At 70.0% G+C, this 20541-nt stretch carries 19 protein-coding genes; 5 read left to right on the top strand and 14 right to left on the bottom strand.

Features of this window, described 5'->3' with window-relative positions:
- Window positions 1–18: 18 nt before the first annotated feature.
- The 6 genes from ACYVLQ_RS21770 to pdxH all read right to left on the bottom strand — a co-directional run bounded on the left by ACYVLQ_RS21770 (window position 19) and on the right by pdxH (window position 6522).
- Window positions 19–414: a YccF domain-containing protein gene (locus ACYVLQ_RS21770; protein ID WP_460699593.1), complete on the bottom strand. Its 396-nt coding sequence runs from the start codon at window positions 412–414 to the stop codon at window positions 19–21.
- A 57-nt stretch (window positions 415–471) separates the two neighbouring features.
- A complete protein-coding gene (locus tag ACYVLQ_RS21765; RefSeq protein ID WP_460699353.1) occupies window positions 472–1677 on the bottom strand; it encodes a GNAT family N-acetyltransferase in 1206 nt (401 codons plus the stop codon).
- Between the two features lie 280 nt (window positions 1678–1957).
- The gene (locus ACYVLQ_RS21760) at window positions 1958–2551 is read right to left on the bottom strand and encodes an AI-2E family transporter (protein ID WP_460699592.1); all 594 of its coding nucleotides are present in this window, start codon (window positions 2549–2551) and stop codon (window positions 1958–1960) included.
- 252 nt (window positions 2552–2803) lie between these two features.
- Entirely contained in the window at window positions 2804–4117 is a 1314-nt protein-coding gene (locus ACYVLQ_RS21755) for a citrate synthase (protein ID WP_460699352.1), read from the bottom strand.
- A 265-nt stretch (window positions 4118–4382) separates the two neighbouring features.
- Entirely contained in the window at window positions 4383–5666 is a 1284-nt protein-coding gene (locus ACYVLQ_RS21750; RefSeq protein WP_460699351.1) for an MFS transporter, read from the bottom strand.
- Window positions 5667–5754: 88 nt separating this feature from the next.
- Window positions 5755–6522, bottom strand: a complete 768-nt coding sequence (gene pdxH, locus ACYVLQ_RS21745; protein ID WP_460699350.1) for a pyridoxamine 5'-phosphate oxidase — start codon at window positions 6520–6522, stop codon at window positions 5755–5757.
- A gap of 235 nt (window positions 6523–6757) precedes the next feature.
- Between pdxH and ACYVLQ_RS21740 the strand changes: the two genes are divergently transcribed.
- The gene (locus ACYVLQ_RS21740; RefSeq protein WP_460699349.1) at window positions 6758–7894 is read left to right on the top strand and encodes a citrate synthase 2; all 1137 of its coding nucleotides are present in this window, start codon (window positions 6758–6760) and stop codon (window positions 7892–7894) included.
- A gap of 230 nt (window positions 7895–8124) precedes the next feature.
- Here ACYVLQ_RS21740 and ACYVLQ_RS21735 read toward each other — a convergent pair whose 3' ends face one another.
- Window positions 8125–8904, bottom strand: coding sequence for a hypothetical protein (locus ACYVLQ_RS21735; protein WP_460699348.1), 780 nt, complete (start codon window positions 8902–8904; stop codon window positions 8125–8127).
- 266 nt (window positions 8905–9170) lie between these two features.
- Here ACYVLQ_RS21735 and serC point away from each other — a divergent pair, with 266 nt between their 5' ends.
- From serC to ACYVLQ_RS21720, 3 genes are all read left to right on the top strand, one after another.
- Window positions 9171–10295, top strand: coding sequence for a phosphoserine transaminase (gene serC, locus ACYVLQ_RS21730; protein WP_460699347.1), 1125 nt, complete (start codon window positions 9171–9173; stop codon window positions 10293–10295).
- A 165-nt stretch (window positions 10296–10460) separates the two neighbouring features.
- Complete coding sequence (sepH, locus tag ACYVLQ_RS21725) at window positions 10461–11606, top strand: septation protein SepH (RefSeq protein WP_460699346.1); 1146 nt, start codon at window positions 10461–10463, stop codon at window positions 11604–11606.
- Window positions 11607–11843: 237 nt separating this feature from the next.
- A complete protein-coding gene (locus tag ACYVLQ_RS21720; protein ID WP_460699345.1) occupies window positions 11844–12578 on the top strand; it encodes a DUF6928 family protein in 735 nt (244 codons plus the stop codon).
- 48 nt (window positions 12579–12626) lie between these two features.
- On the opposite strand, the gene ACYVLQ_RS21715 is transcribed toward ACYVLQ_RS21720, so the two are convergent.
- Complete coding sequence (locus tag ACYVLQ_RS21715) at window positions 12627–12911, bottom strand: DUF2537 domain-containing protein (protein ID WP_460699344.1); 285 nt, start codon at window positions 12909–12911, stop codon at window positions 12627–12629.
- Window positions 12908–13711, bottom strand: a complete 804-nt coding sequence (locus ACYVLQ_RS21710) for a TrmH family RNA methyltransferase (RefSeq protein WP_460699343.1) — start codon at window positions 13709–13711, stop codon at window positions 12908–12910. The genes ACYVLQ_RS21715 and ACYVLQ_RS21710 overlap by 4 nt, the downstream gene beginning before the upstream one ends.
- Window positions 13712–13892: 181 nt before the next feature.
- On the opposite strand from ACYVLQ_RS21710, the gene ACYVLQ_RS21705 reads away from it, so the two are divergent.
- Window positions 13893–14252, top strand: coding sequence for an FKBP-type peptidyl-prolyl cis-trans isomerase (locus ACYVLQ_RS21705; protein ID WP_460699342.1), 360 nt, complete (start codon window positions 13893–13895; stop codon window positions 14250–14252).
- Window positions 14253–14266: 14 nt separating this feature from the next.
- Here ACYVLQ_RS21705 and ACYVLQ_RS21700 read toward each other — a convergent pair whose 3' ends face one another.
- The 5 genes from ACYVLQ_RS21700 to ACYVLQ_RS21680 form a co-directional block, all read right to left on the bottom strand.
- The gene (locus ACYVLQ_RS21700) at window positions 14267–15436 is read right to left on the bottom strand and encodes a YhgE/Pip domain-containing protein (RefSeq protein WP_460699341.1); all 1170 of its coding nucleotides are present in this window, start codon (window positions 15434–15436) and stop codon (window positions 14267–14269) included.
- A gap of 89 nt (window positions 15437–15525) precedes the next feature.
- Entirely contained in the window at window positions 15526–16899 is a 1374-nt protein-coding gene (locus tag ACYVLQ_RS21695) for a sensor histidine kinase (RefSeq protein WP_460699340.1), read from the bottom strand.
- 8 nt (window positions 16900–16907) lie between these two features.
- Window positions 16908–17618 carry a response regulator transcription factor gene (locus ACYVLQ_RS21690; RefSeq protein WP_460699339.1) on the bottom strand — a complete coding sequence of 237 codons (711 nt, stop codon included), beginning with the start codon at window positions 17616–17618 and terminating at the stop codon, window positions 16908–16910.
- 122 nt (window positions 17619–17740) lie between these two features.
- Window positions 17741–18127 carry a hemophore-related protein gene (locus ACYVLQ_RS21685; protein WP_460699338.1) on the bottom strand — a complete coding sequence of 129 codons (387 nt, stop codon included), beginning with the start codon at window positions 18125–18127 and terminating at the stop codon, window positions 17741–17743.
- A 110-nt stretch (window positions 18128–18237) separates the two neighbouring features.
- Window positions 18238–20379, bottom strand: coding sequence for an AMP-binding protein (locus tag ACYVLQ_RS21680; RefSeq protein WP_460699337.1), 2142 nt, complete (start codon window positions 20377–20379; stop codon window positions 18238–18240).
- Window positions 20380–20541: the final 162 nt, after the last annotated feature.

Below are 20541 nucleotides of genomic sequence, written 5' to 3'. Positions count from 1 at the left end.
CGGAACGCCGCCGGTCGGCTAGTACCGCGCGACGAACGCCTGATCGCTGGGGACGATCTCGCGGCCCAGCGGCATCAGCGATACCGGGATGAGTTTCAGGTTCGCCCAGCCGAACGGGATGCCGATGATCGACACGAACAGCGGGATGCTGGTGAGCAGATGCCCCAGCGCCAGCCACCACCCCGCCACGATCACCCAGACCACGTTGCCGATGAGCGAGGGCGTACCGGCGCCCGGCTTCTCCACGGTGGTCCGCCCGAACGGCCACAGCACGTACCCGGCGATCCGGAACGAGGCGATGCCGAACGGGATGGTGACGATCAGGATGCAGCAGATGATCCCCGCCAGCAGGTAGCCCAGCGCCATCCAGAAACCGGCGAACACCAGCCACAGCACGTTCAGGACGAACCGGATCAACGTCACATCCCCAGCATGCCAGCCCCCGCGGCGCGTGGCCACTACCTCGCCGGGTCAGAAGAACCAGCCGAGCGCCGCGTCGCGGTCCGAGGCGAAGGCCCGGTCGACGGCGCGCAGATGCTCGGAATCCTTGGCCTGCAGGCGATTTGCCGCGGCGAAGGTGCGGGCGCGGTAGGCGCCGAGGTAGAGGCTGCCGAGGACGTCGATGCCGAGTTCGATGTCCGGGGCGCGGGTCGTGGGGGCGCATTCGGCGATCCCGTCGCGGACCCGCAGGGCGAAGGTGCCGCCCGCGCCGCGGAACGGGTCGTGCACGCCGAGCGCGACGTCCAGATCGTCGGAGTACCCACGACCCGACAGGGCGGCGGGAACATCCATGACCCGGGCCCACAATCCGTCGTAGCGGCCGGTCGTGCGGACCAGCCGCGGGTCGGTGAGCAGGTAGGGGAGCGGATCCTCGGGGCTCAGCGTGGCCTCGACGGTCTGCACGAGATCCAGGCCGAGCAGGGTCCGCCAGAGCGCCGCATGAGCCTCGGTGGTGACCGCCCGGAACTCGACGACCTCGGCCGTGGATCCGGATTCGGGGTGCTCGTGCCGGTACAGCGCGTAGCCGTCCGGATGGACGAGCGCGAACAGCCCGTGCCCGCTGCGCCAGTGCGCGAGCTTGCGGGTCCAGGCGGCCTCGGGCTGGATCTGGGCGCCCGGCGTCAGCCGCCGCCAGCGGTCGTAGATCTGCGGCAGCAGCGGGGTCGCGTCGTCCGCCGCCAGCAGCTCGACACCGCCGGGATCCGGTGCGGTGGGCAGGAATTCGGCGAATCGCCGATCGATCCGCACGCGATGCTCGAGCACGGCGGGGCCGTATCCGAACCGCCCGTAGATGGTCCCCTGGCTGGCGGTGAAGATGGTCAGCGGCAGCCCCGCGGCCTCGGTCCGCTCATGCAGGCGCGTGTACATCGCGCGCAGGATGCCGCGCCGCCGATGCGTGGGCGCGACCGCCACGGCGGCGACCCCGCTCACGTCGATGGTGCGCTCGCCCGGCACCGTCAGTGTCATCGTCGTGTCCTGGGTGTTCCCGACGATCCGACCCCCATCCACAGCCACGATCCGGCGTTCCAGCGGAAACATCCGCAGACCCTGCTCGGCGTAGACATCGGCCACCTCCGGCGGGAGCGGCCCGCCGAACGCGTTGCCCAGCAGGGTCCCGGTGGCCGGAAGGTCCGCCTCGGTCGCGGTCCTCAGTGTGATGTCGGATGCGGTCGCCATGGTTCGACGATCGCACGGGTTACCGGCGGGCGCACCCGATTTTCACCGGCGGTGCGGAGCACGAAGCGGCCCGACTCCATTGTCGTGCGGGCGCCGTTGCCCGCACCGGCCGATCCGTGCGTCCGAACCTCGCCCTTCGCGAAATCTGGGCCCGGTCCGCACCGGTGGGCACGGTGCGGACCGGGTGTCGCGAGGTGGTTGGCCTCGCTGAGGTAACTGTGCGGCCCGGGCCTTCACATCGGCTTAACAACGCCTTGTCGACAGCTCGTACACCGCAACGCTATTCGTCCGGCCTGTCAGTGGCGGCCGCGGCTCGACGGCGGCGCTTGCGGGCCGAGGTGGTGCGCCCGATGCGTGGATCCTCGGACACCTCATAGCGTTTCACGTATTCGCTGCAGAATGCCTGCACGGTCGCCGTGGCCGGGATGGCCAGCAGCGCGCCCACCGCGCCCAGCAGGGCCCCGCCCGCGAGCACCGCCAGCAGCGCGATGGCGGCGTGCACGTCCACGGTGCGCTGGGTGATCCGCGGCTGCAACAGATAGTCCTGGAACCACTGGTAGACGATCGTGAACACGACGATCCACAGCGCGTCGATCGGCCGGATGGTGAGCGCCACCAGCACCGGCAGGATGCCCGCGAGGTAGGTGCCCACGGTCGGCACGAACGAGGCGATCACGCCGAACCAGATGCCCAGCGCCACCGCGTTCGGCAGCCCGAGAATCGCGAGGAAGGCGCCGTGCGCGACGGCCGAGATCACCGCGAGCAGCGCGCGGGAGTACAGGTAGCCGCCGGTCTTCTCGATCGCCAGATCCCACGCGTGCAGCACGGTGTCCTGCCGGGCGGGCGGCAGCAGCGAGCACATCGTGCGCCGCAGCTTCGGCCCGCAGCGCGAGAAAGACGAACGCCAGCACCATGGCCCGGGGGAGCCAGGGCGGCATGCGGCGGCGGATACCGGGCGCGGGCGGTTGCGCGGCCATTTCCACAGTCTGGTGGACGCCCAGGCAATTTCCTGGTTACGACGCGATGTCAGCCCCTGACGAACTCCGGCAGGCAGGCGACCAACCTGACCACCAACGCGCGAAACCCGCTCCCGTGGTACGGAAGCGGGTTGCGTGTCGTTCGGGTCTCAGCGGCCGTCGATGTCGCTGTAGTTGCGCTCGCCGTAGCCGGTGTAGATCTGGCGCGGGCGGCCGATCTTCAGGGGCTCGCGGTGTAGTTCGCGCCAGTGCGCGATCCAGCCGGGCAGGCGGCCCATCGCGAACAGCACGGTGAACATGCGGGTGGGGAAACCCATGGCGCGGTAGATGACGCCGGTGTAGAAGTCGACGTTCGGGTAGAGGCGGCGCTCGACGAAGTAGTCGTCGGTGAGCGCGGCCTCCTCGAGGGCTTTGGCGATGTCGAGCAGCGGATCCTGCACGCCGAGCTTGCCGAGGATCTGGTCGGCGGTCTTCTTGACGATGGTGGCGCGCGGGTCGTAGTTGCGGTAGACGCGGTGTCCGAAGCCCATCAGCTTCACCCCGTCTTCCTTGTTCTTGACCTTGCGGATGAATTCCTTGACGTCGCCGCCCTGCTCCTTGATGCCGTCGAGCATCTCCAGCACGGCCTGGTTGGCGCCGCCGTGCAGCGGGCCCCAGAGCGCGTTGATGCCGCCGGACACCGAGGTGAACAGGTTGGCGTCGGAGGAGCCGACCAGGCGCACGGTCGAGGTGGAGCAGTTCTGCTCGTGGTCGGCGTGCAGGATCAGCAGCATGTCCAGGGCCGCGGCGACCTCGGAGTCGACCTCGTAGGGCTCGGCCGGGAAGCCGAAGGTCATCCGCAGGAAGTTCTCCACCAGCGACAGCGAGTTGTCGGGATAGAGGAACGGCTGGCCCACCGACTTCTTGTACGAGTACGCCGCGATGGTCGGCAGCTTGGCCAGCAGGCGGATGGTGGACAGCTCGACCTGTTCGGGATCGCGGGGATCCAGCGAATCCTGGTAGTAGGCCGACAGCGCGTTCACCGCCGAGGACAGCACCGGCATCGGATGCGCGTTGCGCGGGAAGCCGTCGAAGAAGCGCTTGAGATCCTCGTGCAGCAGGGTGTGCCGCCGGATCCGGTCGGTGAAGTCGTCGAGCTGGGCCTGGGTCGGCAGCTCGCCGTAGATGAGCAGGTAGCTGACCTCGATGAAGTTCGAGCTGGAGGCCAACTGCTCGATCGGATAGCCGCGGTAGCGGAGGATCCCGGCCTCGCCATCGATATAGGTGATCGACGATTTGGTCGGGGCGGTATTGGTGAAACCGGGGTCGTAGGTGACGTATCCGGTGCTGGCCAGTAGCTTGCCCAGTTCGATCCCGTCGTTGCCCTCGGCGGCCTTGGTGACCGACATGGGGTATTCGCCACCGGGGTAGGACAGTACCGGCTTGCCGTCGATGTCGACGTTCATGCTGTTCTCAGCGGGCACGGAAGGATCCCTCTCAGGCTAGAACCGTAGGCGCCGGGTGCGGTCGGCGTCCGATGCGCTTACACCAACGCTAGCCGCTGGCTGGTCCACATGATTAGCGAGGGTGGGCGTTAACTACCTCACGGTCACCCGCGCGCGAGGTGAGGTGGAGCGGGGTCGCGTGGTAAGGGCGCGACGGGCCTCGGGTGGACCGGGCGATCTCGGCCGGAGGCGCCGGGATCCGCGGGCGGGTCGAGCGGCTGTCGGCCACGGTTGACGTGCCCACTTACGCGGTCGGGACCTCGGCGTGGGCGCGCGCGACCCGGTATCGCACGAATGCCGGGAATGCCAGCGCGGCGATCAGCACACCGATCACGACGAGCGCCCCGCCCCCGGCCGCCGCTACGGCGGTACCCAGCGCCGCGGCCGCAAAACCGTGGGCAACATCACCGATGCGCGGGCCGCCCGCCACCACCACGATGAAGACGCCCTGCAGCCGCCCGCGCATCTCGTCGGTGGCGACCTGCTGCAGCATGGTGGTCCGCAGCGCGGCCGAGAACATGTCGACGGCGCCGCCGAAGGCCAAGCAGGCCAAGGCTATCCACAGTCCCGCGCCCACGGACAGGCCGTGCCCCGTGGCGCCGATCGCCACCCCGAAGCCGATCATCGCCACACCCCACAGCACGATGCACACGATGACGGCCAGGCCCTGCCGCCGCACATGGGTGAGCCAGCCGGAGAACACGCCACCCGCCACCGCGCCCGCCGAGATCGCCGCGAACAGCAGGCCCAGCGCGACGCCGCCGCTCGCCGGATCCCCGAAGCTGTCCCGGGCGATCTGCGGGAACAGCGCCCGCGGCATGCCGAAGACCATCGCGATGATGTCCACCACGAAGGAGGCGAGCAGGATCCGCTGCGTCGCCAGATAGGTGAAGCCCTCGACCACCGTCCGCAGGCCCGCCCGGCGCTGGGTACCCGTGGGCGGAACCGACGGGAGCCGCCAGACCGCCCACAGGGTGGCCAGCAGCGCGATCGCGTCGAGTAGGTAGAGCATCGACAGCCCGGTCAGCGGGATCAGCGCACCGGCCAGCACGGGCCCGGCGATCGCGCCGAACTGCATCACCGTCATGTTGAGCGAATTGGCGGCGGGCAGCAGGTCGGGGGAGAGCAGCCGGGGGATGATCGCGGCGCGGGTGGGCTGGTTCACCGCGAAGAAGGCCTGCTGCACCGCGAACAGGCCCAGCACGATCCACACGTTCCCGAGTCCGGCCGCCGCCTGAACCCAGAACGCGAGGGCCGTCAGTCCGGTGCCGGTGCTGGTGATCAGCAACAGCTTTCGCCGGTCCATCACATCGGCCAGCGCCCCGCCCCACAGGCCGAAGGCTACCAGCGGTACCAGGCCGAACAGCCCCGCCAGGCCGACATAGCCTGAGCTGCCGGTGATTTCGAAGATCTGCTGCGGCACGGCCACCACCGACAGCTGCGCGCCGATCATGGTGACGATGCCGGTCGTCCACAGGCGGCGGTAGTCGGTGTTGCGGAGCGGCGCGGTATCCGCGAGAAGCTTCACCGGCGGAACAGTAGCGGGATGGTCTGACGCATGGTCACCGATTTTCGGTAAGTCATCCCATGATTACAAGCGGTGTGACGACCATTCGTCAGGGCTGCAGACGCTGGACCTTCATCGCGGCCGGGTCGGTGCTGCCCGCCTCCAGCGTCACCCGGATCCGGTTGTGCAATCGGCTGCGCCGCCCCTGCCAGAACTCGACCTGTTCGGGCCGCAGCAGATAGCCGCCCCAGTTCGCGGGGACCGGTATCTGCTCCACGCCCTCGAAGCGGTCGGTGACATCGGCGAGCGCCCGGTCCAGTTCCGCGCGCGAGGCCACCGGCCGCGACTGCTGCGAGGCCCAGGCGCCCAGCTGCGAATTGCGGGGCCGCGACCGCCAGTACACCGACGTCGCCTCGGGCGCCACCGTGCCTACCGGGCCGCGCAGATTCACCTGGCGTCCGAGGGCGGGCCAGGCGAAGGTGATCGAACCGTAGGGGACCTCGGACAGCTGCATACCCTTGCCGGAATCGTAATTGGTGTAAAAGGTCACACCCTCGCCCGAGAGGCCTTTGCACAGCACCGTCCGCGAGGCGGGCCGCGGCCCGGCGTCGGTCAGTTCCACGGTCGCCAGCACCATGGCATTCGGCTCGGCGATAGCGGCGCGCGTGGCCTGTTCGATCCACACCCGCAGCAGCGGTTCCCAGCCGTCGGCCAGCCAGGATTCGTCCAGGTCGGTGTCCGATCCGGCCGCACCGGTCGAACCGCCGCCGTACTCGGCGCGCATCGCGGCGATGTCCAGGTGCGCCCGCAGCGCCGGATCGATCTCGGCGGCCTCGGGCCGCGCCGCCGATCCAGGTGAATTCTGCTCGTCGCGCATGGACCAGACGTTACTCCGCAGTAGCAGAGGGACTAAGGTTCCTACTGATCGACGCGCGCGTCCGGCCCGGCAGGCGGCAGCCTGTACGTCCGCCCCGGCGTCGTATCGGACTCGGCGGGAGCGGTCCACGGCCCGACGCGGCAACGTGGGGAAATGCGGGGGCCTCGAGCGCCGATTCGAACACAGCGTGGTCGCCCACAGATCGTGCGGCCCGAATTGCAAGGAGAGTCACAACATGACTGCCAGCGCTGCGGCCCCCGCCGTACCACCCGATTTCGTCAGCGGCCTGGAAGGTGTGGTGGCCTTCACCACCGACATCGCCGAGCCCGACAAGGACGGTGGCGCGCTGCGCTACCGCGGTGTCGACATCCAGGACCTGGTCGAGAACCGGGTGACCTTCGGCGACGTCTGGGCGCTGCTGGTCGATGGTGAGTTCGGGCGCGGGCTGCCCCCTGCCGAGCCGTTCCCGCTGCCGGTGCACACCGGTGACGTCCGCGTCGACGTGCAGGCCGGGCTGGCCATGCTCGCGCCGATCTGGGGCTACCAGCCGCTGCTGGATATCGACGACGACACCGCCCGGGAGAACCTGGCCCGCGCGTCGGTGATGGCGCTGTCGTATGTGGCGCAGTCCGCTCGCGGCATCTACCAGCCCGCCGTGCCGCAGAAGAAGATCGATGAGTGCGACACCATCACCGAGCGGTTCATGGTGCGGTGGAAGGGCGATCCGGACCCGCGGCACATCGAGGCCATCGACGCCTACTGGGTCTCGGCGGCCGAGCACGGCATGAACGCCTCCACCTTCACCGCCCGCGTCATCGCCTCCACCGGGGCGGACGTGGCGGCGTCGCTGTCCGGTGCGATCGGCGCGATGTCCGGCCCACTGCACGGCGGCGCCCCGGCCCGGGTGCTGCCGATGATCGAGGAGGTCGAGAGGTCCGGGGACGCACGGGCTTTGGTCAGGGGCATCCTGGATCGCAAGGAGAAGCTGATGGGCTTCGGCCACCGGGTGTACCGGGCCGAGGATCCCCGCGCCCGGGTGCTGCGCGCCACCGCCGAGCGGCTGGACGCCCCGCGCTTCGAGGTGGCCGCGGCGCTGGAGCAGGCCGCGCTGGCCGAACTGCGCGAGCGTCGGCCCGACCGCGCCATCGAGACCAATGTCGAGTTCTGGGCCGCGGTGATCCTCGACTTCGCCGAGGTGCCCGCGCACATGATGCCCGCGATGTTCACCTGCGGCCGCACCGCCGGCTGGTGCGCCCACATCCTGGAGCAGAAGAAGCTGGGCAAGCTGGTCCGCCCCGCCGCCATCTACACCGGCCCCGCCCCCCGCAAACCGGAGTCGGTCGTCGGCTGGGACTCCGTGACCCGCAAATAGGCAGTACCGCACCACTTTCCCGGCGTGCTCTTCCCGGCGGGCCTTTTGCCGGGATCGCGTAGCATCCGTCGCGGGTTCGACGTCGGGATCTCGCGGCGGCGGCTGATGGCGGCGGGGGTGACTTTGGTCGCCGGGCACCGATTCGCCGCAGCAGGCCGTCGACGAGGATTGCGCGCCCAGGGCTACGAATTCGTGAAGCTGCCCTGGCACTTCCGCCGGAACGACGTGGGTCAGGACTCGGAGGCATCCCAGTCCACGGCCACCGACTCGCCTCGGTCGACGGTGAAGAAGGCGACCTCCAAATGTCTTCCCAGGTCGACCAATTGGATGGCCGACAGCGGCACCGGCTGCACGATGCGCACCCACCACGGCCGCGGCTCGTCCCAGGCCCGTAGCTCCAGGTCCAGCCGCAGGACCGGATCGTCGCGGCCGCTGTAGTCGGCGGCCACCGGGGTCGCGGCGAGCACCGTCGCATCCGCGCGGCGGCCGCCGGCGAGGATCTTCGCGATGCTGACCCGGGTCGCCTCCTCGGGGTTCGGGACGTACAGCACCACCCGTTCGCGGTCGCCCGGATCCACCCGGCAGCCGACCACGTCGCCGGGCTGCATCAGCTCCAGATCGGATTCGCTGACCCGCTGGCGCACCCGGGTCTCGTAGGGATGCTGCCCCTCGGCCTGCACCCGCACCCAGAACCGGTGGCCGGGTTCGGTGCGGCGGGGCCGCACGCCCAGCACGGTGGCGGAGCCGGGCAGCCCGCGGATCAGCAGTTCCCGCTGCGCGGCCGCGGACAGGGCGCCGTGCCGGAAGGTGAACCCGTGCGCTTCGAGCCGCTTCGCCAGTCGGTCGAGCACGGTGCGTCGTCGGATCGCCGATTCGCCGGACGAGGTCTGGGCGCCGCCCGGGCGGTCGTCCGCACGCTGTTCAGCCGCGGCGATGCGGCCGGCCTGTACGGCGTCGCCCACAGGTGCGACGGGACGCGCCGCGACCCCGTGCCGCGCGGCCGTGCTCACGCCGTCACCTCGCCGCTCGGTTCCGTCTCGGCCGCCGGGGCGGCCGTGTTGTCTGCTCGCTCGCTGCTCTCGCTCATGCCCGCGTCTCGCAGGCTTGCGGCCGCGGCCGACACCCTGTGCTCACGATTTGCTCCTCATGGCCCCACGGTAGCCGTCTGTGTCGTGCGCCACGGTAATACGGTCGTGCGAATTACTGCGGCATGGGCCCGGCGACGCCGGTGACCCACCCGCATTCGGGCCTGGGGCCAGCCTTTAGGCTGGTGGCCATGACCGCTGCGTTCCCGACCATCCCCGACGATCTCAAGCCCGCCGACGGACGGTTCGGCTGCGGCCCGTCCAAAGTCCGGCCCGAGCAGCTGCGCTCCCTAGTCGAGGTCGGCGCCTCGGTGATGGGTACCAGCCACCGCCAGAAGCCGGTCAAAGACGTGGTGGCGCGCGTGCGCTCCGGACTGCGCGAACTGTTCGCGCTGCCGGAGGGCTACGAGGTGGTGCTCGGCAACGGCGGCACCACCGCGTTCTGGGACGCGGCCGCCTTCGGCCTGATCCGGGAGCGCTCGCTGCACCTGACCTACGGCGAGTTCAGCTCGAAATTCGCTGCGGTGGCGAAGAAGAACCCCTTCATCGAGGATCCGATCGTGGTCTCCACCGACCCGGGCACCGCGCCGGAGCCGGTGTCGGACCCCACCGCCGACGTGATCGCCTGGGCGCACAACGAGACGTCCACCGGCGTCGCGCTGCCCGTGCAGCGCCCGGCCGGTTCGGAGAACGCGCTGATCGCCATCGACGCCACCTCGGGCGCGGGCGGCCTGCCGGTCACCATCACCGACGCCGACGTCTACTACTTCGCACCGCAGAAGTGCTTCGCCTCCGACGGCGGGCTGTGGGTCGCCCTGATGAGTCCCAAGGCCCTCGAACGCGTTGCCGAGATCAAGGATTCGGGCCGATTCACCCCCGAGTTCCTGTCGCTGCCGATCGCCGTCGACAACAGCTCCAAGGACCAGACCTACAACACCCCGGCGCTGGCCACCCTGCTGCTGTTCGCGGACCAGATCGAGTGGATGAACAACAACGGCGGCCTGGACTGGACGGTCAAGCGCACGCTGGATTCCTCGTCGCGGCTGTACTCGTGGGCCGAGTCGAGTGAATTCGCCACGCCGTTCGTCGCCGATCCGGCGCATCGCTCGCAGGTCGTCGGCACCGTCGACTTCGCCGAGTCGGTGGATGCCGCGCAGGTAGCGAAGGTGTTGCGCGCCAACGGGATCGTGGACACCGAGCCGTACCGCAAGCTGGGCCGCAACCAGTTGCGCGTCGGCATGTTCCCGGCCATCGACCCCGAGGACGTCTCTCAGCTGACCCGCTGCATCGACTGGGTTGTCGAGCGAATCGGGTGAGAACACGCTAAGAAGTGAATAGAGCAGACTAGCGCGCGCGGGACCCTGTACACAGATTTCCGCGCGCGTGTCTTGCCACATGAATCTCAGAAGTGCACTACTGTTCCAGAACGTGGGCGGTGTGGCGAGCCTGGCTGTGATCGACGCAGCGATAAGGAGGTAACGGTGCGTGAACTTCGAGTGATCGGATTGACGCCCGATTCCGCGCACATCGTGTGTGTCGACACCGAGACCGGCGTGAAGTATCGGCTTGCCGCCGACGAGAAATTGCGTGCCGCCGCCCGCGGCGACCTTGCCCGATTCGGCCAGATAGAGATCGAAATGGAAGCTACGATGCGTCCTCGCGATATCCAGGCCCGTATCCGTGCGGGTGCCTCCGTCGAACAGGTCACCGAGGAGTCGGGCATGCCGACCTCCCGGGTGGAGCGCTTCGCCTACCCGGTGCTGCTGGAGCGGGCCCGCGCGGCCGAACTGGCCCAGCGCGCGCATCCGGTCCGCAGCGACGGCCCGGCCGTGGAGACGCTCCTCGATGTCGTCACCGCCGCGTTCGCCGAGCGCGGGCACAACAGCGATATCGCCGAATGGGACGCCTGGAAGGACGAGAAGGGCCACTGGGTGGCCCAATTGCAGTGGCAGGCGGGCCGATCGGTGATCGCCGCGCACTGGCGCTTCCAGCCCGACGCCCACGGCGGCTCGGTCACCCCGCTGGACGATCCCGCCACCGATCTGATCGACCCAGATTTCGGCCGGGCGCTGCGCGGGCTGGCCACCATCCTGCCGGAGTCCGCCGACGAATCGGCGCCGGTCGATACGGTCGTGGCCGCGTCCAGCGCCCCCGAGCCCGCCCAGTTCGCCCCCGAGGATCCGGCGCCCGCCGCGCACGAATCCGCGCCGATCGCCGCCGAGGCGAGCGAGCCCGAATACTTCGAGCGGCGCGCCGCGGTCGGTGGCGGCGCGATCCCGGTCGCCGCCGCGGGCACCGCCGCCCGCACGAGCACCGCCGCCGCGGCGCCGTCCGAGCCCGCCCCGGCCACGCCGCCCCCCGCCGGGCCCGGCACCGCCACGGCGGCACCGGCCGCGAATTCCCCTACCGCACCGCCGCATTCGGCGCCGACCGAACCCGCCGAGCCCGCCGCGCCCGCCGCCCCGGCCGCGAGCGCCCCGCCGGAGCGCTCGACGCAATCCGCGCAGTCCGGTAAGCCAGCGAACGCGAAACCGGCCGGTCAGAAGCCCCGCTCCAAGCGCAACGGCAAGGCCCCCATGCCGTCCTGGGAAGACGTGCTATTAGGAGTCCGCAGCTCCGGTCACTGATCCCGGCCAAAAGCGCGCCGGGTAATGATGGATGAATGAGGGGAAGGGGCCTTGACACGCGCGGCCGGGGTGCGAAGCGCGGTGTTTTCGGGTGTTGGGGGAGTAGATTTTTCGTATGCCCCCAGTGCGTTCCGGGCGGGCATCGGGCAGGTCGGGGAGTTGGGGCCGGTGTCGGGGTCCTGATGTTTGCTCGTGAGTAGCTATGCTTACTCGTACGAGGATCGGGAGGTGTCGGAAGTGCCGTCTACAGCTTCGTCCCTCTGGTACGTCGACGACCCCGATCCGGTGGCGGTGCTCCGCGAACACCCCGATCCGGATCCCGAGGCGGCGTTGGCACTGGCCAAGCAGCTCAATCCCGAGCGCGACGTGGTCCCGGCGGCCTCGGGCACGCTGAAGGTGTGGGCCGGGCCGGATCCCGGATCGATCTACATCGGCTGCTATCCCGGCGTGACGGTCGTGTGCACCACGCAGGCCGCGCTCGGCCACCCGACGCAGCTGCCCGACCTGCTGGTGCGGCCGCTGGCCTCCGAGCACACCTATCTCGTCTCCTACGACATTCCGCACGGCTGGGGCGCGTTCGCGCATTGGGAGCGTGGCGAATTCCGCCGTGCGTTCAGCGCCACCCGGGTCTCCATTCTCGAGGACGAGGGCCTGCCGCTGGTGTGGGAGCGGCCCTACTGGGCCGGTGAGCATCCGGTGCAACTGCAGCCCGGCGAGCTACCCGATCCGCAGATCCTGCCGTTCGACCCGCCCGCCTTCGCCGACGAGGCGAACCTCGAATGGCTCGGATTCCGTTATCGCGGAGCGACTTGCGAGGATGCGCTCAAACCGACCGACGTCGCCGTCTGCGGTTTCAGCCTCTATCCGAAGGGCGAGGCGCCGCCGCCGATCGTCCCGGAGGAGCCGAAGGTCCCGGAACACAACGGAAAACGCTGGTTCGGCTGGTTGCGCGGGCGGGACCGGGTGTCGTGAGGGGGATTCCGGCCAAAAGCATGCCGGAATGACGTGGGGGGCAGCTGGTCAGGAGGAGACTGCGGAGATCAGCAAGGTGGTCCAGCCGAGTAGTACCCCAGCGCCGATTCCGCCCAGTACCCATCGCGTCACCGGGGTGTGGCGCCAGCGCCAGAGGGTGGGTGTCGCGCCGCCTACCGCAACCACATTCACCACGACGGCGAGTACCCAGTGCACGTGGGCCAGCGCGCTGCCGAACGAGAACACCCCGGCGGCGGTGAGCACCGCGACGAGGCTCGCGACGGCCAGCCCGGCCGCCCACGGCGTCGGCTCGGGTCCGTGCGGGTGATTCACGAGATGCGGACCCTTTCGTAAAAGGCCAGCGCCGCAGCGGTGGCCACGTTCAGTGAGTCGGTGCCGGAGGTCATCGGAATGCGCGCCCGCACGTCGGTGGCGCGCATCGCCTCCTCGGTCAGGCCCGGGCCCTCGGCGCCGAGCAGCAGCGCCGCCCGCGCGCCGGTCGTCGCGGCGGCCAGGTTCGCCGCGGCCGGGTCCGGCGTCAGCGCGATGATCTGGAAACCCTTGGCACGCAACGATTCCAGCCCCTCGGGCCAGCATGGCAGGTGCGCGAAGGGCACCCGCAGCACATGCCCCATCGACACCCGCACCGCCCGCCGATACAGCGGATCGGCACAGCGATCGCCGAACAGTACCGCGCCGACGCCCAGCCCCGCCGCGTTCCGGAAGATCGAGCCGATGTTCTCGTGGTCGTTGACGCCCTCCAGCACGGCCACCGTGCGGGCATCGGCCAGCGCCTCGTCCACCGACAGTTCCGGCGGCCGCCGGGCGGCGGCCAACACCCCGCGATTGAGGTGGAAGCCGACCACCTCGGCCATCACCTCCGCGGTGGCCCGGTAGTAGGGCACGTCCACCCCCGCGAGATCCGCCGCCAGCGACTCGTACCGGCGGCCCACCCCGAGCAGCGCGAACGGCGTGAACCGGGAGGCCAGCATGCGCTGCACCACCACCACGCCCTCCGCGATCACCAGGCCCTTGCGGCCCGGCAGATCCGGCCGCCGATCCGCGGAGTTGAGATCCCGGAAATCGGCGACCCGGGGATCCGCGGGGTCGTCGATGTCGATCACTGCGGCCACGGGCATCCATCATGCCCTGCTCGCGACGCGCCGACTCCGGGACCGCCCGCCGACCGCGGTTCCCGCTGCGCACAGCGGTGCGGACCGCCGCGCACCAGCGCTTCGTGCGGCCGGGTGGTTTCGCCGGGGCCGCTATGGTGAAAACTGTGTGTCGGCAAATCCATCGAACGGAAGAGGACGCATGACCAAGCCCGAAGTCGAGTTCCAGGAGGGCCCCGCGCCCACTGAGCTGGTGGTGAAGGACATCGTCGAGGGCGAGGGTCCCGAGGCGGTGCCCGGCGGCACGGTCGAGGTGCACTACGTGGGCGTCGAGTACGACACGGGCGAGGAATTCGACTCCTCGTGGAATCGCGGCGAATCGCTCACCTTCCCGCTGCGCGGCCTGATCCAGGGCTGGCAGGACGGCATTCCGGGGATGAAGGTCGGCGGCCGCCGCCAGCTCACCATCCCGCCGGAGCTCGCCTACGGCCCCGAGGGCGCGGGCCACCAGCTGTCGGGCAAGACGCTGGTCTTCATCATCGACCTGTTGAACGCCGGCTGATTCTCCCCGTCGAGCTAGTCCCGCACGATCTCCACGGGATCGCTGAGGTTCGTCGCGATCGCCGACTGTTGATTGCTGCTGCGCACGGGCAACGCATTGAGCGCGTTGCCCGTTTGCGTGTTCAGATTCGACACGATCTGCTGCAGTTGCTGCACGCCGCCGGTCAGCGCCTGGATCGCGCCGGTCAGCTGGGCGGCGCCCTGATCGGCCAGCTGCGGTACCTGCCGGGCCAGCTGGGCGCCCTGGTTCAGCTGCGCCCCGGCCTCCGACAGCCGGGTCGCGGCGTCGCGCAGCAGCGCGCTCACCGGGGTGTTCGGGTCGGTGCTCGATCCAGTGAGCTGGGCGAAGCCCGCGAGCTGGGTACTCGCCTGGCTGGAGATGCCCTGCAGCGCTTCGAGTTTGCCGGTGATGTCGGCCAGTCCCGGGTCGTCCGCGAACGGCAGCGCGCGGATCAGCGGCAGTACCTGGTGCAGGCCGGTGCTGAGCGCGGTGGCGGTGCCGGAGACCTGACCGATCGTCACGCCGGTCGCGTCCAGCGCGCCCGCGAGGCTGTTCGCCTGCGTGGTCGCGGCCCCGAGGGCGCTGTTGAGCTGGTCGATTCCGGAGGTCAGCTGACCGGCGCCGTCCTTGGCGGTGTTCAGGAAGCCGAGCATCTCGTCGGCGCCGCCGGTGAACTGCCCGGAGGCGTCGGCCGCCAACTGCACCCCGGCGCCGAGCAGTTGCGTGGTGAAGGCCACCTGCTGCACCGAGCCGCGCGCCGTGGTGACGGCCGCGAGCGCCTGGTCCACGCCCGCCGCGGAGATCCGGCGGGTCACCTCGTTCACGGCGTCGTTGACCAGGTTCGCGTCGGCGTGCGCGTTGGTGTCGACGGTGACCTGCGCGCGCTGCGGCTTGGCGGAGGCCAGCGTGGCCAGGGAGGAGGACAGGTCCGCGGGCAGCGTGACCACCGCCGCGTAGTCGTCGGTGCTCAGTTGGTGGGGCGCGGCGACGGTCCAGTCGTGGATGCCGCCGTCCTGCAGCCCCTTCACGATCTTGGCGCCGGTCGTGCCGGTGTCGGCGTTCACGATGGCGATACCGGCGGGGGCATGGGTGGACTGGCGTAGCCAGAGTGCGCCACCGGTCGCCGCACCGGCGATGAGCAGCACCGCGACGACCAGGATCCAGCGATTTCGTTTTCCGACCACACCCAGACCGTAGAGGTTCGAGATGGTGCGGTACTGGCGCTTCCCTGTGGATTCGGTAAGGGTCGCGGATCAGCGAAAGATCATGGCGTTCAAGATGTCTCGGTGTCGAACCCCGCGCCGCGGTCCGGCAACATCAGCACCAGGCGGACACCGCCGAGCGTCCCGTCGTCGAAAAACGCTCGTCCACCGTGCAATTGGGCCTGCTGCGCGACCAGCGCCAGGCCCAGGCCGGAGCCGCCCTTGCTGGCCCGGCTGCCGCGGAAGAATCGCTTGAACACCGCGGCGCGCTCGTCGGGCGGGATGCCGTGCCCGTTGTCGTCGACGGAGATCACGATGAATCCGTCGGGCGTGCGGTGCGCCGACACCAGCGCCTCGGTGGCGGCGCCGTGCCGGGCCGAGTTGGTCAGCGCGTTGTCCACCGCCAGCCGCAGGCCGGTGGGCAGGCCGCGGGTGACCAGCTCCGGGTCGGTGTCGATACGCACGGTCAGCCGGGGGAAGTGCCGCATGGCGTCGTGCGCGGACTGGTCGATCAGATCGCCCACATCGGTCTCGACGTGGTCCTCGTCGTTGGTGAGTTCACCGGCGGCCAGCCGCTCCAGCGCGGCCAGCGTCGCCTCCACCCGGCCCTCGCTGCGCTGCAGGTCGGTGAGGATCTCCGCGCGCTGCGCCTCGTCCAGGTCGAGGGTGCGCAGCACCTCCAGGTCGGTGCGCATCGCGGTGAGCGGGGTGCGCAGTTCGTGTGCGGAGACCGCCGCGAAGTCGCGCGCGGTATCGAGCGCGGCCGCGGTCTCGGCCTGCGCCCGGTGCACCCGCTCCAGCAGCGAATTCACCGCCTCGGCAAGCTGTTCGGCCTCGCGGACGCCGGAGCTGCCGACCGCGGCCTCGGGCTCCCCGGTGCCGCTGCGCGCGCCCACCTGCCGGGTGAGGTCCACGATCGGACGCACCGCACGCCCGCCGAAAACCCAGCCCAGCCCGGCCGCGGCCGCCACCGCGAGCCCGGCGGCGACCAGCACCCAGCGCCTTTGCTCGGCGGTGGCGTGGTAGGCGTCGGTCAGCGGGATCGCCATCGACACCGTGCGGCCCGGCGGCTGGTTCTCGGTGGTGGTCAGCACCCGGAAAGGAGTGTCGTCGATGGTCAGCGTCTGCGAGCCCGGCTCCGAATCCGGGAGCCGGACGCTGGTGGAGGACACCACATCGCCGTGCTCCCGGACCGTGACCGCGATGTCGTCGTTCGGCCCGACCAGCGACAGCACGCCGACCGCGATCACCGGCTGCATCAGCACGATGCGCGAGGCGATGGTCAGCTCCTGATCGGCCTGGGCCAGGTTGTTGCGTTCCAGCGCGCGCAGCGACACCCAGCTCAGGACGGCGGTGATGATGATCGCGCCCAGCGCCGCCGCACCGGCCACGCGGGTGCGCAGCGAGTACGACCGGCGTCGGCGAGTGCGAGTGGATTCGGCCACGCCGCCGGTCATTTCGGCGCCCGCAGCACGAAGCCGACGCCGCGGATGGTGTGCAGCAGGCGCGGGGCGCCGTCGGTCTCCAGCTTGCGGCGCAGGTAGCCGACGAAGACGTCGACCACATTGGTGTCGGCGGCGAAGTCGTAGCCCCACACCAGCTCCAGCAGCCGCTCCCGGCTCAGCACCACGCCCGCGTTGCGGGCCAGGGTCGACAGCAGCTCGAATTCCCGCTTGGTGAGCTCGATCTCGCGGCCGTGCAGCAGCGCGCGATAGCCCGCGACGTCGATCTCCAACGGACCCACGGTGATCGCGCCGGGCGTGGCGGGGGCGGCGGCGGTATCGGTGCGGCGGCGCAGCAGCGCCCGGATCCGGGCAACCAGCTCGGCCAGCACGAACGGCTTGACCAGATAGTCGTCGGCCCCGGACTCGAGTCCGGCGATCCGGTCGCCGACCGAGTTGCGCGCCGACAGCACACAGATCGGCACCTCGTTGCCCATCGCCCGCAGCGCCGTGACCACCCCGGCCCCGTCGAGCACCGGCATGTTCATATCGAGCACGATCGCATCCGGCGCGTCGTCGCTCACGCAGCGCAGCGCCTCCGCGCCGTCGCGAGCGATCAGCACCGCGAACCCGGACAGCCGCAACCCCCGCTCGACCGACGCCAGCAGATCCTCGTCGTCGTCGACCAGCAGCACCTTGGGGGTCTCACGCTCGCTCGTCACAACAATCCATTCTGCCTGGACAAGAGGGTCCGGCCCGCCCGCGCAACGCGCAGGGCGGGCCATGTTCCCCCACCGTCATTCCGGGATGACAGTGGCGGAGCGTGCCGGGGACGGCGGGGCGGTCAGTAGTTGTGGCAAGAATCGGCCACGGCCTGGATGGTCTGGCTGGCACCGGCGGCGCGCGGATCGGTCTCCGCCTGCTGGGCCGCCTCCGGGTGCTCGTTCAAGTACTGCTGCACCTCGGCGCGGCGCTGTTCGACCGGCTTGTCGAAGGTCTGCTGCAGCACCGCCTTCTGCTGCGGGTTGGCATCGAGCTGCTGGGCCAGCTGCGGGTTCTTGTCGTGCAGTGCGGCGTCGACCTGCGCGAAGGTGCAGTCCGAGTTCAGCAGGGGGGCGAGCATCTGGGTCGGGTCCGCGGAGGCGGTGCCGGGGACGAGCAGGGCGGCGCCCGTAGCGAGGCCGCCGACGGTCAGGACGGCGCCGGTGAGGCGGGCACGTAACGAGGTCATGGTGAGGCCTTTCGGGTCGGAACTCGACCGCCGAGTGCGACGGACGCTTCGACGCTAGGGCCGGGTTCTGATCGTCGGATAAGCCGACACTGAGAAATCTGTGAGGGCCGTCACCGAACGGCGGTGTGACCGTCGGCCGGGGTGTCGGTCGAATCGTTGGCGTCCGGCTCGGGGACGGTCTCGCCACCCCGCTGCTCGGCGGCCCGGCTGGCGAGGATCTGATCCTCGAGCGCGACCAATACCGACGGATCCTCGATGGTGGCGGGCATCTCCGGGCTCTCGCCCGACGCGATCTGGCGGATGCTGCGCCGCAGGATCTTTCCGGACCGGGTCTTCGGCAGCGCCGCGACCACGGTCACGTCGTGCAGGGTGGCGATGGCGCCGATCTGCTCGCGCACCCGCTCGATCACCTCGGCGCGCAGCCGAGCCAGGTCGATCGCCGACCTGTCCTCGCCCGGCCCGCCGCCCCGGCCCGCCTTCAGCACCACGTAGGCGATCGGCCGCTGGCCCTTCAGCTCGTCGGGGACGCCGATCACCGCGCATTCGGCCACCGCGGGATGCCCGGCGACCGCGGCCTCGATGCCGCCCGCCGACAGCCGGTGCCCGGCCATATTGATCACGTCGTCGCTGCGGCCGAGGACGAACAGGTAACCGTCCTCGTCGAAGAATCCGGAGTCGCCGGTCAGGTAGTGGCCCGGGAAGGCGGACAGGTAGGAGCGGACGAATCTGTCGTCGTCGCCCCAGAGGGCGGTCAGCGTGCCCGGTGGCAGCGGCAGCCCGATCACGATGTTGCCCTCGGTGCCCGCCGCGACCGCGTCGCCCTCGTAGTCGAGCACCCGGATCCGGTAGCCCGGCACCGGCACGGAGGCGGAACCGGGCTTGACGGGAAGTTCCTGCAGCCCCAATGGATCCGCGCAGATGGGCCAGCCTGTCTCGGTCTGCCACCAGTGGTCCACCACGGGGCACCCGGGCTGGTCGGCGAGCAGCGTGTCGCGGGTCCACTCGAAGGTGGCGGGGTCCAGCCGCTCACCGGCGCAGAACAGCGCCCGCAGCGTCGACAGGTCGTTGCGCTTGGCGATCGCGGCCTCGGGATCGGCGCGCCGGATCGCCCGCAGCGCGGTCGGCGCCGTGAACATGACGTCGACGTCGTAGCGGTCGACCAGGCGCCAGTAGGTTCCAGCGTCGGGCGTACCGACCGGTTTGCCCTCGTACAGCACCGTGGTGGCGCCGACCAGCAGCGGCGCGTAGACGATGTAGGAATGCCCGACCACCCAGCCGATATCGGAGGTCGTCAGCATCACCTGGCCGGGCCGGACGTCGTAGATATTGCGCATCGACCACGACAGCGCGACGGCATGGCCGCCGTTGTCGCGCACCACGCCCTTCGGCTTTCCGGTGGTCCCGGAGGTGTAGAGGATGTACAGCGGATCGGTCGCCGCGACCGAGACCGGCTCGGCCGGTTCGGCGTCGCGCACCATGTCCTCCCAGTCCAGCCATTGCGCGGCAACCGTCTCCGAGGAGCCGGGCAGGTGCTCGGTGGCGGGCTGCGGCGCGGCGAACCGGATGGTCGGAAAGCCGTTGCGCTGCTTGACCACGACGTTCCGGGGGGAGGCGCGCTCGACCTGGTCCAGTGCCTGCAGCACGATCGGCGGATACTCGATGCGCTTACCGGGCTCCAGGCCACCCGAGGCGGTGATGATCAGCACCGGCTCGGCATCGTCGATACGGGCGGCCAGCTCGTGTGCGGCGAACCCGCCGAACACGACCGAGTGCACCGCGCCGATCCGGGCGCAGGCCAGCATGGCGATCACGGATTCCGGGATCATCGGCATATAGATGACGACGCGATCGCCGGTGCGCACCCCCAGCCGCAGCATCGCGCCGGCGAAGTGGGCGACCTCGTCCAGCAACTCGGCGTAGGTGTAGACGACTGTGGCGCCCGTCATAGCGGAGTCGTATATTAGGGCGGGTTGGTGCGCGCGACCGCCGGGCGGCGGGAGTTCGGAATCCGTCGATTCGGAGCCCGTCGAGCCCGCTTCCGGTGTGAGTTCGCGCACATGCCGGTCCAGTGCGTTGTAGGAGGTGTTGAGGCGAGCATCGGGAAACCAGCGAGCCGTCGGGCGGGCGGTGCTGTCGAGGATCTGTGTGGGTGCAACATCCCAGCTGATGGCCTCTGCGGCGGTACGCCAGAAGTCGGCGGGATCGACCAGGCTGGTCTGGTAGGTGGGCCGGTACTCCTGCTTCGCGTTCAACCGTGTGACTCCCTGCTTCGCATCGATGCCCGCCTCGATAGATCAGCCCGATTGTGGCAGACTTCACGCGACGTCCGGGCGGGCGCCGCGACCTTTGATTTTGTCTGGAATAGGCAGGTCAACGGCTGGACGTTGCCAACAGGTCACACAAGAAGTTATTGA

The sequence above is a fragment of the Nocardia thraciensis genome, from assembly GCF_054782435.1.
This window is presented reverse-complemented; position numbering and strand designations above follow the sequence as displayed.